General features: G+C 69.1%; 8 protein-coding genes and 2 pseudogenes. 4 read left to right on the top strand and 6 right to left on the bottom strand.

Features of this window, described 5'->3' with window-relative positions; translation table 11 throughout:
* Positions 1-18: 18 nt before the first annotated feature.
* The 3 genes and pseudogenes from PUR26_RS05745 to PUR26_RS05735 form a co-directional block, all read right to left on the bottom strand.
* Complete coding sequence (locus PUR26_RS05745; RefSeq protein WP_329869812.1) at positions 19-1,362, bottom strand: pectate lyase family protein; 1,344 nt, start codon at positions 1,360-1,362, stop codon at positions 19-21.
* Between the two features lie 611 nt (positions 1,363-1,973).
* Positions 1,974-2,695, bottom strand: a pseudogene (locus PUR26_RS05740) (transposase); the annotation flags it as partial.
* A 109-nt stretch (positions 2,696-2,804) separates the two neighbouring features.
* Positions 2,805-3,242 (bottom strand): hypothetical protein, encoded by a 438-nt coding sequence (locus PUR26_RS05735; RefSeq protein ID WP_329869810.1) that lies wholly within the window; start codon positions 3,240-3,242, stop codon positions 2,805-2,807.
* A 717-nt stretch (positions 3,243-3,959) separates the two neighbouring features.
* Between PUR26_RS05735 and PUR26_RS05730 the strand changes: the two genes are divergently transcribed.
* Together PUR26_RS05730 and PUR26_RS05725 are read left to right on the top strand one after the other, a co-directional pair.
* Complete coding sequence (locus PUR26_RS05730) at positions 3,960-4,535, top strand: hypothetical protein (protein ID WP_329869809.1); 576 nt, start codon at positions 3,960-3,962, stop codon at positions 4,533-4,535.
* Positions 4,536-4,774: 239 nt separating this feature from the next.
* Positions 4,775-5,365: a class F sortase gene (locus tag PUR26_RS05725; RefSeq protein ID WP_329869807.1), complete on the top strand. Its 591-nt coding sequence runs from the start codon at positions 4,775-4,777 to the stop codon at positions 5,363-5,365.
* Between the two features lie 495 nt (positions 5,366-5,860).
* Here PUR26_RS05725 and trhA read toward each other — a convergent pair whose 3' ends face one another.
* Positions 5,861-6,613: a PAQR family membrane homeostasis protein TrhA gene (gene trhA, locus PUR26_RS05720; protein ID WP_329869844.1), complete on the bottom strand. Its 753-nt coding sequence runs from the start codon at positions 6,611-6,613 to the stop codon at positions 5,861-5,863.
* 400 nt (positions 6,614-7,013) lie between these two features.
* Between trhA and PUR26_RS05715 the strand changes: the two genes are divergently transcribed.
* Both PUR26_RS05715 and PUR26_RS05705 read left to right on the top strand, forming a co-directional pair.
* Entirely contained in the window at positions 7,014-10,049 is a 3,036-nt protein-coding gene (locus PUR26_RS05715; RefSeq protein WP_329869805.1) for a hypothetical protein, read from the top strand.
* An 832-nt stretch (positions 10,050-10,881) separates the two neighbouring features.
* Positions 10,882-11,233: pseudogene (locus tag PUR26_RS05705) on the top strand (EF-hand domain-containing protein); the annotation flags it as partial.
* Positions 11,234-11,494: 261 nt separating this feature from the next.
* On the opposite strand, the gene PUR26_RS05700 reads toward PUR26_RS05705, so the two are convergent.
* Entirely contained in the window at positions 11,495-12,400 is a 906-nt protein-coding gene (locus tag PUR26_RS05700; protein ID WP_329869804.1) for a class I SAM-dependent methyltransferase, read from the bottom strand.
* An 80-nt stretch (positions 12,401-12,480) separates the two neighbouring features.
* Complete coding sequence (locus PUR26_RS05695) at positions 12,481-13,587, bottom strand: NAD(P)-dependent alcohol dehydrogenase (protein WP_329869803.1); 1,107 nt, start codon at positions 13,585-13,587, stop codon at positions 12,481-12,483.
* Position 13,588: the final 1 nt, after the last annotated feature.

Below are 13,588 nucleotides of genomic sequence, written 5' to 3'. Positions count from 1 at the left end.
CCTCGCGTGTCCCGGGTGCTACTTGAGCACGCCCGCCCCCGTCGTCGTCGCCAGCGACGTCGGCAGGTTGCTCGCCGAAGTCTCCAGGCCCGTCGTGAGGGTCGGGGTCCAGTTGACCGTGGTCTTCAGGTCCTTGGACGAGGCGGCGTTGTAGGCGGCGACGAGGTCGGTCACCGCGCCGTTGACGAGGTTGCCGGAGCCCTTGACCGAGCCGGTGCCGTCACCGCTGAGGAGCTTGGCGGCCTTCGCGCCGGACGGGAGCTTCCAGTAGTTGTTCTCCGCGACGACCTGAGCCTTGGCACGGGAGTTGATGCTGTACTGCGGCGTGTACCCGTTAAGGGGCGTGATGTCGTAGTAGTTGTTGTAGATGTGGATCTGGCCGATGCGGGCCAGCGGGGCGCGCTGCATGATGCCCTTCCACACGTTGTGGTGGATGGACACGCGCAGCTTGCCGACACTGTCGGTGTCGCTGCCGCCGATCAGCATCGTCTTGTCGTGGTTGGTGAACTGGTTGCGCGAGACGGTCACCAGGTCGGATCCCTTGGTGATGTCGAGGGCGCCGTCGTGGATCTGGTACTCGCGGCCGAAGTACTTCGGGTTGGCGCTGTCGAAGTGCGGCGCGTCGGTGAACGTGTTGTGGTCCGCCCACACGTGGGTCGCGCCGCGCAGGGACACCGAGTCGTAATTGGAGTTCCAGTTGCCGTCGTCACCGTCGGTCGGGTCCCACTGCGGGAAGCAGTCCTCAGTGGCGGCGAAGGTCAGGTTGCGGACGATGACGTTGTCCACGTTCTGAATCTGGAGCATGGCCCCGGTGAGGCCCGCGTTCGTGCCGGGAACGCCCACGATCGTCGTGTTGGCGGGCACCTTGAAGACGATGTTCTTACCCTGCTTGGCCTGGGCGGCGGCGCGTGCCCTCTCCTGGGTGCCGGAGGGCAGCTTCGAGCGGCCGTAGGCGGCAGGGTCGTACGCCTTGAGGTAGGCCGACAGCGAGTAGCCGGTACCGAGGGCGTAGTCCGCGCAGGTCAGCTTCTTTCCGCTGTCATCGGTGTTGGCGTCGATCATGCCGTTGATCTTGATGATGCGGGGCGTGGTGTCGGAGACCGATCCCAGCGCCTTCACGAGCTGCGCACGGGTGGAGACGGTGAAGGTGTGGGCGGTGTCGGCCTTCGTGCCACCGGTGGTCCCCGTACCGGAGGACGCCCAGCCGTCCTTGGGGGTGAGCGTCTGGTGGTACAGGTCGACGGTCCCGGCATTGGCGTTCATCACGACAACACCCGCGCCGACGCCTGCGGCTACGACAGCCGCGCAGATGACGGCGGCACGGCGGGAACGGAGGGACCGGCGATGGGAGCGAGCAGCCACGGGGCTTCCTTACAGGGAGAAGAACGGAGTTACGCCCTGTCAGTGGCCGCCGACCCGCGAATGGTTGCCGCGCGCCGAGTATTTTTTTCCTCCCACCTGTCCCGCCACTCAATGTCGCCCGAGTTCGCCTCCACGTCGCCTTACCCGATCCCATCAGCTTCGGCTCACTGCGGGGAGCTCTGGGCTCCAGCGGATCCGGCAAGTCCACCCTGATCTTCGACAGCCTCGCCTCCGCTGGTGAAGCAGAACTCTGCCGACGACCCGCTGCCCGAGTACGTCACCCGCCTCACCTCCGACGCCCCGCTCTCCGCGCTGCGCCGTATCGATGCCACGCCGATCTGCGCCAACTCGCGCTCCACACCGGCCACTTACACCGGCGCACTCGATGCGCTGCGCAAGCTGCGCGGCCACCGAGGTGGCCAAGCGACGCGGCTGGAGCGCGGGCCGCTTCTCGTACAACACCAAAGCCGGACAGTGCCCCGGCTGCCAAGGCTCGCCGTATCCGCGCCCGCAGCCGACGGCCGCGGATCTCCGCGCCGACGAGCTGAACAACCGGGCTCCGACGCTGCTCGACCTGGGCAGGGTGGAGGAGGCCGGGCGGGCCTTCGACAGTTCACGAACTCGTGGGTGCCGCCGCCGGAGTCGGTGCGGATCAGTGTCCGACGTCCGCGGCGATACTCCGCCGGGAGCTGGGCCAGCGCGAGCCGTGCTGCGGTGATGTGGTCGGCGGCGGTGTTGCTGCCCGCGTTCCCCGGCCGCGGCAGGCCGGCCACCGGCTCGCCGGACCCGATGGCGCCGTGGTCGACGAACGCGAACAGCGGGTGGTGGCCGAAGGTCTTCTTCCAGGTCGCGGTCGCATCCTCCTTCTCGGAGTGCGCCAGGACCAGCACGCCGTCGATGTCCACGACTACCTCGCCACCGCTGTCCGGGGCCGCGGCTTTGGCCAGTCGCCATACGCGCTCGCGGGCCTCAGCCCGGGCCTGCCGGATCGCCGTCAGGGCTTGCGGGCCGGCGGTGGCAAGCGTGTCGATCAGGCGGGAGACGGTCGGGTCGGACGCCACCGGACCGAAGACGGCAGGCTCGGCCGCAGCACGCCCACGTCTGCGAGGCAGTCCCCACCCAACGCGGTGGCCAGCGCCAGGTCCAGAAGGATCTTGCCTGGATCGTGCACCGCACTCGGCTTGCGCCACGGCGTCAGCGCCGCCGACAGCACGGCATCCAGACCGGCCCACCGGGCTGTCTCTACCATCAGGACCGCACCGGCCTGCGTGACCACGCCCCTGCCATCGCCCTGGACGCGGACAGGCGGGTACGGCCCGCTCCCCCTCTTCACCTGGGGGGTGCTTCTTTCGCTGCGACGACATGGACCTTCGACAAGCCCAATCGTCCCAGGTCAGGGGCACTCTTCTGTGTTCGGGGCCACCAGGTGCCATGCCGCAGAACTATCCGATGTACGTCGGTGGCGGCGACCAGGTCGGAGGCAGCGGATCTCCCGGATCTCCTGTCACCTGCAGGGGGTAGCGGAACTGCCACCACTCCTCCCGTTCGTCCATCGTGCTCCTACTCATGCCAAGTGGCGTAATTGGCGCGGTGGCTGCTCGGAACCGGTCGTCCAGAGCGTCGAGCTCGGGCTGGCGAAGCCGACGAACCCGTTCAGTCAAGATCGGCCAAGCATCGTGGAGCCAGTCTCTATGGGCAGCGTCGTTGTCGAACTCCCAAGCCCAGCAGACGTCGAAGCCTCCTTCGACGTCCTCGACGAACTCCGACCACGCCTCCAGACGAGCGTTGAGGGTCAGGCGGTGGAGGTATTTCGTGGACAGTATCTCCGTAGCTCGATGGATGGACGCATAGTCTTCGGCGGTCAGCGTTTCGTTCTCCACGCTGTGCAGCCTTGCAGGTGACACCTGAGGAGGTCACCCGTCCAGAGCGAGCTCTGACATGACGGCAACGTCGCGCATCTGGCGAGTGATGCCGCATCGAACGAGCCCGGCTTGTACCCAGACGGAAACGGCCGAGGCCAGCGGGGGTACGGCGACCTCGACGGCGGCGAGATCGGCAGAGCTCGTGAAAGGCCGAGGCTAGAGCCACGGCAGAAGGCGCGTGACCTGGGCTTCTGCCCGTCAGGCGCCTTCAGCTCGCCCCGCTCGGAGCAGGGTCCGGTTCACGCCGTGACTCCCGGTTCCTCCCACCGCAATCCCGCTTCTGACCAGCGCTTCCGGACCAGTCACGGACCAAGACCCCGACTCACCCCGCAGGCGGCGCGTCCTGACTGGCGTGCTCCGCCGCCTCCAGGACGCACCGTCTGCGGCAGCGCAGCAAGCTCCTGACAGTCCTCGGCATCGAGCCGGCGCGATGAAGGAATCGCACTGAACAGCACGCGGATGGCCGCCCTCATCGGGTGAGCAGGTGTTCGAAACGCCCGCCAGCGTCCAGGAGGCGGCACTGACGCCCTTTCGGCTCTGCAGGGCCACGCTGGGCGCCCGGATGCACTACCTCAAGTGGCATCCGTACGGGCAGCACCTGACGGTGGGCCATGTCGCTGCGTGTGAGAAGCCGACAGTGGGTCAGCTGACGCAGCGGACGGAAGGAAGCTATCGATGCGCGCTGCCCGCATTCTCTTCGCCGCGACCGCCACTGCAGCCACTCTGGCTATCACCGCACCCGGCGCGTACGCGCTCACCACCGGGGACGGGGACAAGGAAAGCTCCAACCACAGCCAGGAGCGTGACCACGACAAGCAGAACAAGAACGACCACGACAAGGGCGACAAGGACCACGGCAAGCCGCACGGCGGCGTGCACACCGGCGGCGGCGCGCTCACCGTGTCGAGCGGTGACGAGTGGTCCAAGGACCACGACAAGGGCGACAAGGACGAGAAGGACCACGGCAAGCCGCACGGTGGCGTGCACACCGGCGGTGGTGCCCTCACGGCGGTGAACGCCGATGACTGGTCCAAGACCGAGTCCGAGTCCAAGCGCGGGTCCGAGACGGACACGAAGGACCACGAGAAGGAGTCGGGCAAGGAGCAGGACAAGCCCAAGGGCGGCGTGCACACCGGCGGCGGTGGCCTCGCGAGCACCGGCACGAACGTGACCGGTGCCGTGGTGCTGGCCGGCGGAGCGGCAGCGTTCGTCCTCCACCGGCGCAGGAAGGCCGCTGGCGTGACGGCGTGACACCCGGCCGGACGCACGGGCCCCTGGCCCCTGCGTCCGGCTTCGTCCGCCTTCCCGCCCACCGCCCCGCATCTGTCTCGCACTTTCGAAAGGTGCCCCTGGTGAAGACCCTCCCAGACCCCGCCGCCGTGAAAGTGCGCAGGCGTACCCGATGGGCTGTCCCGACTGTTTTCTGGGCACTGGTGCTGGTTGTACTTCTGATCGTCTTCGGCCCGGGCAACTTTTCACCGGACACAAGCATGCCGCCCAGCCCCGCGACCGCTTCGCGGGCCGAACACGCTCCGGCAGCCGCACCGCGGCCCGCCGCGTCGCCTGTTCCGGAAACGTTGCGCCGGGCTTCTCCGAGCAGCGTCCCCCCGGCCGGCCCTGCGATGCCGAGGTCGGCACCTACGCGCCTGAAGATCCCCAAGATCGGGGTGGACGCACCGTTCACCCACCTGGAGATCGGCCCTTCCGGCGCCCTGGACCCGCCCCCGGCCGATGACACGAACCTGGTCGGCTGGCATGCCTCCGGCGCCTCTCCCGGTGAACGGGGCACCGCCCTCATGGCCGGTCACCTTGACACCGCCACCGCCCCGGCCGTCTTCGCCCGCCTCGACGAGCTCGCGGCCGGAGACAGCTTCGAAGTCCTACGGGCCGACGGCACCACCGCCGTCTTCCTCGTCGACTCCGTGGAGAGCTTCCACAAGAGCGACTTCCCCGACCAGCGTGTCTACGGTGACACGCCCAAGGCGCTGGCGCGGCTCATCACCTGCGCGGGCGCCTATGACCACGCAGTGAAGGACTACACCGAGAACCTCGTCGTCTTCGCCCATCTGGACACCACCTGATAAACGCGCATGAGCAGGACAGCCGGAGCGGCGAGATGCCCGGAAATCACCTCGGCCCCGTTCCGAGCGGACTGGTGCTTTCCACCACCAGGGGGCACCGAATCCGGCAGACCGTCCGACCGCAGTCGACAGGAGCGATCGGGATTCCGCCGTCCACACCGTCGTCTCCCTCGGCATGCCCTCCGACGAACCCCGCGTCACCGTGGGCCTCGCACGCCCCGATCGACCGCAGGCCGTATATGTCCACGCCGGGTGGTACCTCGGGCCGGCGCCGGACGGCCCCGCCGCCCGACGCGACCCCGACGGAGTCCGGCAGGTGTTCACCGCCGTGGACCGTCCCGCTGACGAACCCCGGCCCGAGAGTCGTCTGACAGCTGGACCGGCTGATCACACCACTCGTCATGCTGCGGCGCCAGGGATCGGCCCGGGAGCCACGCAGCGGCCGTCCGGAGATCCGGCGAGCGGACGAGCGGACGAGCGAGAACTTTGTCCCGGTCAGTAGACGGCCAGGGAGATGGCGATGTAGTGCGCGGTGAAGGCGGCCACGGTCAGGGCGTGGAAGACCTCGTGGAAGCCGAACCAGCGGGGTGAGGGGTCGGGGCGCTGGAGGGCGTATACGATCGCGCCCGCGCTGTAGAGGAGCCCGCCGGTGACGATCAGGGCGAGGACGGCTGCTCCGCCGGTGTGCAGGAGGTCGGGAAGGTAGCTCACCGGTGCCCAGCCCAGGGCCAGGTAGCAGGGGGTGTACAGCCAGCGCGGGGCTGTGATCCACAGGACCCGGAACGCGATGCCGGCCGACGCGCCCGCCCACACGATCCACAGCAGCACGGACCGCTGAGCCGGCGGGAGGAGGAGCACGGCCAGGGGGGTGCAGGTGCCGGCGATGATCAGGAAGATGTTGGCGTGGTCGAGCCGTCGCAGAAGAGCCTCGCCGAGCGGCCCCCAGGTGCCGCGGTGGTAGATGGCGCTGGTTGCGAACAGCAGCCAGGCGGTGACCGAGTACACGGAGCAGGCCAGGACCGCCTGCGGCGTAGGGGCCAGGCAGATGAGCACGACGCCTGCGATCAGTGCCGCGGGAACCATCCCGGCATGGAGCCAGCCACGCAACCGCGGCTTGATCGGTTCAGCCAGGTCGGCCGCCCGCTCCACCAGAGCGGCAACCGAGTGAGCGCTCTCCCCCGCATCGTCACCTTCCGATCGGCGGGGCAGCCCGTCTTCACGATGTTCTCCACAGGGGGCGACGTGCATGTATTCGGCTTCAGCGGCACGGGACACAGCTTCCCGTCCTCCCTCGGACTCGCTACCCATAGTCACTCGATCATGCTAGGAGACTCCCACCCGGGGACCACTTCGTGTCCCGGCTCACCCTGGGAGCGCTGAACCGCATGTTGTTCGGTCTCACCATGCGCGGGCACGGCGGTCGAAGGTTGGCGGGCGTCCGGTGCGGGGGCGTGCCCGGAACCGGCGTCGGGGGAGGAATGTCCGCTGGTCCCTGGTTCCGGCCAAGTTCGGCAAAGTGTGCTGTTTCCGTGATCGGGCTGTGTAGTTTTCGAGCGATCTGGAAGGTGTGATCCGTTGCCGGAACAGGCACTCCACGTCCCGGCGGTCACGCCGGCCTTTCCCATCGTCCTCGCAGACGGGCATCGTGATGAGTAGTCCGAACACCGGAACATCCGGCACCACCCCGGCGAGCAAGACGACGCCGTCGAGTACCTCGCCGAAGTTCGAAGTGGACAAGGCGATGCTCGACGGTCCGACGCCGAAGGACCTGCTTCCGACCACCGGCAACTACCCGGTGGAGATCGTCCGGTACCGCTCGGTGGTACTCACCGACATCCCCGGAGCGAAACCCGCCCGCAAGCTGACCGGTGCCATCGATCTCGGCGAGGAGAACCTGCCGTTCTACGACCGGCCGGCCGAGGGCATGATCGTCACGACGGAACAGAGCTGGTCGGCCCAGGGCGTCACCCTCGGCCGGCTGCTGCACAGCCTCGCACTCGCACCCGGTGAGAGCACCAGGGTCGCGGTCGTCGACTGGCAGCGCAGCACCAAGGCCACCGGCACCGAGACGGCTTCCGAGAACGAAACACTGCTGGGCACCACCGACCAGAACCGGTCGATCAGCGAGGTCGCGAATGCGATCGCCCGCGAGGAGCAGTTCGGCACGTCCCAGGCATCGCAGGCAAGCAAGTCGTCCAGCTCCGGCGGCAGCATCGGTGTCGCGTTCTTCGGCATGGGGGCCGGCGGCAACTGGGGCGAGTCGTCGAACACCGGCTTCACGACAGCGGTGTCGCGCTCCACCGGCGTGAAGTCGGTCGCGGAGGAGGCGGCGCAGCGCATCAGCGCGCGGACCCAGCAGCTGGCGACCGCGGCCCGCAGCCGGAACATGACGGTCGTGCGCGAGACGACACAGTCGGAGAAGGACCAGGTCGTCACCCGCGTCGTCACCAACTACAACCACATGCACGCGATGTCGGTGCAGTACTACGAGGTCGTCCAGGTCTACAACGTGACGACCAAGCCGACCAAGCTGGAGCGCTGCCTGTTCATTCCGCTGCAGGAGCTCACCTTCAACTACACCAGCCTCCAGCGGTACAAGGAGGTGCTCGCGTCGGTGGCGCCGGCCGACTGGGCTGCGAAGATCCGGGCCGCGAATCCGTTCGACACCACTGTGCGCAAGCTCGACCCGTGCTCGGCCCCGGAGACGCCGTCGGTCCCCCAGGTGTTCGACGGGGTGGATCTGGTCGACATCGCCGCATCGGCCATGGGCGTGTACGGGGTGCGCAAGTCCGACGGCAGTCCGGTGAAGTTCGATCCCGTGGCCCGGCAGTGGAACCCGATGCCCACCACCGGACTGAACAGCGAACTCATCCGCATCGCGCCGGGCAAGAACACCGTGTGGGCGCTCAGGAACGACAAACTGCTCGTGCAGTTCGACGGGACGACCTGGCGACCCGACCCGCAGGGCTGGGCGGGGCTGAGCCTCGCATGCGGCTCGGACGGCACGCTCTACCTGGTCGGCACGGACAACTCGCTCTACCACCGCGACCCGAACGGCGTATCGCAGGGCCTGAAGATCACCGCCGACGATGTCGCCGTCGTCGGAAAGAACAAGGCGTGGTACTGCCGGCAGGGACAGACGTGGGAGCGCAGCGGTGCCAACTGGGTGGAGCGGACTCCGGCGCCGAACATTCAGCGCCTGTCCTCCGGCCCGGACGGCGTGCTCTGGGGCATCGCGGCCGACGGCAAGGCTCACGTGGTGGAGGCCGGTGCGACGACCTGGACTGCCCCCAAGTACTTCGCCGGGGTCCCCGGACTGGTGGATGTCGTCTCGTCCGTCGGCGGAGAATACTGGGCGCTGACGAGCAACGGGTACATCCTCCGGCTGCTCACCGCCGCACGCGAGGCACCGGTCTCCTTCGACGTCCCGCCGAAGACCGACTCTCCCTACGCGTCCAAGATCGACGTCTGGTACGACGAGTTCGGGATACGCAGCCTCCAGGTGGTCTTCCCGGGCCACACCTTCCGGTGCGGCGACACCGGCGGCTCCGGCGTGCTGCAGCGCGCCTCGTACGCCTTTGGAGGCGCCGACAAGCTGATCTCCGTCGACGCCTGGTCCGGTACGGCCGCCCGTGGCAGCCTCGCCGGGCTGCGCCTGACGATGGCCTCGGGCGTGGCCAACTTCGGGATCGCCGAGACCACCACCGTCGCACCCGACCTGTCCGAGGATGCCGGTGGCGCGGCCATCTGCGGGCTGTTCGGTTCGACGGTGAAGTCAGGCACCCGCACCTACGTCGCTTCGCTCGGTTTCCACGTGCGCGGCGGGAACGTGCCGCAGGCGGTTCTGGACCACCTGAACGACAACCGCCGCCACTACAGCCAGGCCGTGTGGGCCAACGCCGACGAGCTGACGCTCAGCCGCATCCTCGCCAACTACTCGTACACACCGCCGGGCTCCAACGCCGCGCCGGTCCTGCTCGGCACGCTGCTGGACCCGAAGCCGGTCGCCGCCACCGGCAACTATCTCGGCTTCCGGTGGAACTTCGGCAGTGAGCAGGAACGAGAGGCGTGGACCAAGGCCCGCCAGCCGGGTGATGCCACCTTCGGGACGCCGGTGACCAGCACGATCGCCATCGCCACCAAGGGTGTCTTCGCCGAGGCCGTGCTGGGCCGGGCCAACTCGGCGGAGAAGATCGACCTCACCCGTTTCTGGAACTGGAAGGACTCGCCCATCCAGATCACGCCGGCCGACATCGCACCGGTCTCCACCGCGTCGCGGGCGCAGAACCTCGACGTCACGGCGGCCGGTATGGGTGCTTCCCAGGCGAAGTTCACGCCGATTGCGGCGATGCCCGACCCGACCGCCCTGCAAGCGGCGCAGGCCATGGTCACCGCGAACCTGTTCCGCGACATGAGCGGCCTCAGCAACATGAGCCAGGTGCTCACCAAGGGCATCGAATCCGCCGCCGGCAACGACAAGGACGCCGGCGAACGTGCCCAGGCCGCCATGAAGACCGCCACCGAACACCTGCAGAAGATGGCCCAGATCGCCGTCGACGCGGCCGGCAAGGCGGCACCACTCGTCACCGGTGGCGGCAGCAACCTCAGCGCCCTCGGCGGCATGCTGAACCAGGGCGGCAAGGCCGATGAGCCGTCCGACAAGGGGTCCGCGGAGGAAGCCTGATCACCGGCCCCACGCGGGCCCGGGCCTCCGCCCGGGCCCGCTCCGTCCGGACAGCACGACCCATCGCACGAGTGTGCCGGAGATCCTGGCCTGCACGCTTCCTTCCAGATCCTTCGTGCAGGGCAAGTTGCGCTGCGGACCTTGCGCCCGGGATCCTGGCCGGCAGGGTGTCCGGATGCGGGCTCGTCTTGTCGCGGAGAATCTCGGGGAGCGAATGGCTCACCGCTGCCAGCCGCTCCCGAGCGGCGCCACCACTGTCCCGGGCGACTCGGCGTTCCGGACAGAGCGGGTCCGGTCGGCGTCATGTCCGTGCTGCGGACCGGCGTTGCCTGGCGCCATGTCCCCCGCGAGAACGTCGGCTGCTCCGGGGCAACGGCCTGACGAAGACCGCGCGACTGGACGAGGCCGGTGTCTGGCCACGCCTGCGCGCAGTCCTGCGGAGCGAACCGTACCGTGGCGACCTCCCTGGATCTGGACGACTGCGCCGTGGACGACTTGCATGTCCGGGCTCCCAAAGGGGGCACGGCGGGCCCTCGCCCGTTGACCGCGCCCGTCGACCGCGCCCGTCGACCGCGCCCGGCCAGATCCAAGCACCACCTGACGGTCGACCGCCCGCGGAACCCGCTCGCCGTCATGCTTACCGGCGGCAATCGCCACGATGTCACCCGGGTGCCACCACTGCGGCGTCGCGCCTCTTGCCTCGGAGCACGATCGGAGCGAGGAGGAGGCACGTCCAGCTCTGCGCCAAAGGGTTTCGCGGTCTGGCTGCCGCCGGTCCGACCCGGCGGTCTGCCCGTCGAGCCGGGACACTCGCGGGGGGGGTCCTCTATGTCTTTCGCCTGAACTGGACGCCAACGGCGACGGTGTGATCACGGTCGACGAGTTTCGTCCGTTCGTGCTCGCCCCCCGAGCGCTTCGGTCCCACGATCACCGAGTTCGCCGAGGCGCTCGCCGCACTGGGTGACCCCGACAAGGACGGCCTGATCGAGCGCCCGCTCTTCGAATCGCTGATGACTGCGATCGGCTTCGAGAAGGCGAACATCCACGCGCTCTTCGACGCCTTCGGCCCGGACGCCGAGGACCGCATCACCGTGGCCACATGGGCCGCCGGCATCGAGGACTACTACGCGCCGGACCTGGCCGGGATCCCGGGGGACCAGCTGGTGGCTGCCCAGGCCGTCTGACACGGCCCGTCAGCGGCTGTTCGGGGAGGCGGCCGCTCGTTCATCATGGGGTGCCGCTCGCCGTCCCGGGCCCAGGCGGCAATCGCCATGACGCAACCGAGCTACCGCCTCCGCCGGGAGGTGTCCCACCGAGCGGGGCCTGCGGCAGGGCCCCGCTCTCGACTCCGGTGCTGGCGGGAGGTCGTTCCCGACCCCGGTGAGGCCCCGGCCAGGTACGGAATGCCGGGCCCTGCGCGGACGTCGTCGTGAGCGCTGCGGACGTCATGACCGGGGCTTGTGCGCGAACACCCACCGGTTTCCCTCCAGCGCGTCGTTCGGCGCGGGGAGGGGGCCGCGTCGGTGCCGGCGGCTGAAGTCGAAGGGCGTGTGCATCAAGGTGGACCAGCCCTTGGCCGCCAGGTCGCCCGCGGAGTCGGGTCGTGGGCCGGTGTCGAAGAGGCGGAGCAGGTCGATGCCGATCTGTTCGCGCGTCGCCGTGTAGATCGGGCTGTCGCGGTACGCCAGCAGGTCCTTCTCCAGCTTGGCCTCGAAGGCCAGAGCACTGCCTCCGGTGGTCAGCCTGTCCACCCAGTCGATGAGGTTCGTCTCGGCTGTGCTCGGCAGGTAGAAGAGGAGACCCTCGGCCAGCCAGACGCTCGGCACGGCCGGGTCGAAGCCGACGGCGGTCAGCGCGGTGACCCAGTCCGCGCGCAGGTCGACCGGTACGGGTACGCGCTTCGCCTTCGGGGCGGCCGACAGGTCCGTGAGCACCTGCTGCTTGAAGGCCAGCACGCCCGCTCTGTCGATCTCGAAGACCACCAAGTCGGACGGCCAGTCCAGCCGGAAGGCGCGTGTGTCCAGCCCCGCGCCCAGCAGGACGACTTGGCGGACGTTCGTACGGACCGACTGGAGGAGGAAGTCGTCGAGGACCCTGGTCCGCAGGCCGAAGTAGCGGGCGAACCGACCCCACAGTGGGTTGTCGTCCCCGTCCGGGACCTGCTCGATGCGGACCGGCCAGTCCGTGCATGCCGGGGCGGCGCGCACGAAGTGTTCCGCGTAGACGTCCTGGGTCAGGCTGTCGTGGCGGTAGGTCTCGATCGCCCGTGCCGCGGCGACCAGAAGGGCGGTCAGACCCACACCTCCGTCCACGCCTTCCACGTCTGTCTGCTGCGGCGCCGCGCCGGCCATGTTTCCTCCGTTGGCGGGAGTGGGGAGTACGAGGTGTCTGCTTGTCGGATGGGACGGGTCCGCTGCGCCGCGCGCCTCGCTCATCGGCTTGTTCCTTCCGGGAGCAGGACGGGTTTGACCACGCGGCCGGCATCGCAGTCGCGCTCGGCCTCGTTGATGTCGGCCAGCGGGTAGGTGCGGATCAGCTGATCGAAGGGGAAGCGGCCGGCCTGCCAGAGCGCGGTCAGCCGGGGTATCAGCAGTCCGGGTACGGCGTCCCCCTCGCAGATGTGGCGGATGCTGCGGCCTCGGTCGAGCGTGCCGGGTTCGAGCGGCAGCACGGTGGGGAGGCGTGCCACCAAGCCGAGGCTGCCGGTGGGGCGCAGTGCTTGAAGCGCGTTGTTGATGAGCGGGGCCGAGGCCGTGGTGTCCAGGGCGTACTGTGCGCCGCCGTCGGTCAGCCGTCGGATCCGTTCGGGCAGTCCGGCTGTTCCGGCGGGCAGTGGGATCGCGCCGAAGCGTTCGGCCAGGGCGAGCCGTTGGGGATTCCGGTCGACGGCCACGATCAGTGCGCCGGCGGCGGTGGCCGCCATCACCGCGGCCAGGCCCACAGCTCCGGCACCGAGGACCACCAGGGTGTCGCCGGGGCCTGCGCCGAAGGTGTTCAGCACGGCTCCGGCGCCGGTGAGGAAACCGCATCCGAGGGGCCCGAGCAGTTCGATCGGGAGTGCGGGGTCGACCCGGACGACGTTGCGGGACGAGACGAGCGCGTACTCGGCGAACGAGGACTGGCCGAACCATCGGGGCGCCAGCGCCTTCCCGGTCGTGTCCGTGAGACGCGGCGGTTCCTCCTCGCGTCCTCCGAAGAGGTTGAGGGAGGCGAAGGAGTCGCAGTAGGCGGGGGCCGCGCCGCGGCAGTTCCGGCAGTGCCCGCAGGAGTCGAAGCTCAGCACCACATGGTCACCCACGTTGACCGTGCTGTCAGGGCCGCTACCCGTCCGCACCACGACCCCGGCGCCCTCGTGGCCCAGGACGGCAGGCAGGGGGCTGCGGCCAGCGGATCGCCGGACCGCGAGATCGGTCCGGCACATCCCGGTGCCCGCGATCTCGACCAGGACCTCGCCGGCGGCGGGTTCCGTCCGCAGGGTCACCTCCTCGACCGTGAACGGGTCCTCGTACGAGTGCAGTACGGCCGCCTGGAACCTCATC

This window comes from Streptomyces sp. SP18CS02, assembly GCF_036322365.1.
Taxonomy (GTDB): domain Bacteria; phylum Actinomycetota; class Actinomycetes; order Streptomycetales; family Streptomycetaceae; genus Streptomyces.
This window is presented reverse-complemented; position numbering and strand designations above follow the sequence as displayed.

Coding starts and splice junctions, on each gene's coding strand:
- trhA (WP_329869844.1), bottom strand. CDS start 6,613: ATGCACGTCGCCCCCTGTGGAGAACATCGTGAAGACGGGCTGCCCCGC.
- PUR26_RS05725 (WP_329869807.1), top strand. CDS start 4,775: ATGCCGCCCAGCCCCGCGACCGCTTCGCGGGCCGAACACGCTCCGGCA.
- PUR26_RS05730 (WP_329869809.1), top strand. CDS start 3,960: ATGCGCGCTGCCCGCATTCTCTTCGCCGCGACCGCCACTGCAGCCACT.
- PUR26_RS05695 (WP_329869803.1), bottom strand. CDS start 13,587: ATGAGGTTCCAGGCGGCCGTACTGCACTCGTACGAGGACCCGTTCACG.
- PUR26_RS05715 (WP_329869805.1), top strand. CDS start 7,014: ATGAGTAGTCCGAACACCGGAACATCCGGCACCACCCCGGCGAGCAAG.
- PUR26_RS05700 (WP_329869804.1), bottom strand. CDS start 12,400: ATGGCCGGCGCGGCGCCGCAGCAGACAGACGTGGAAGGCGTGGACGGA.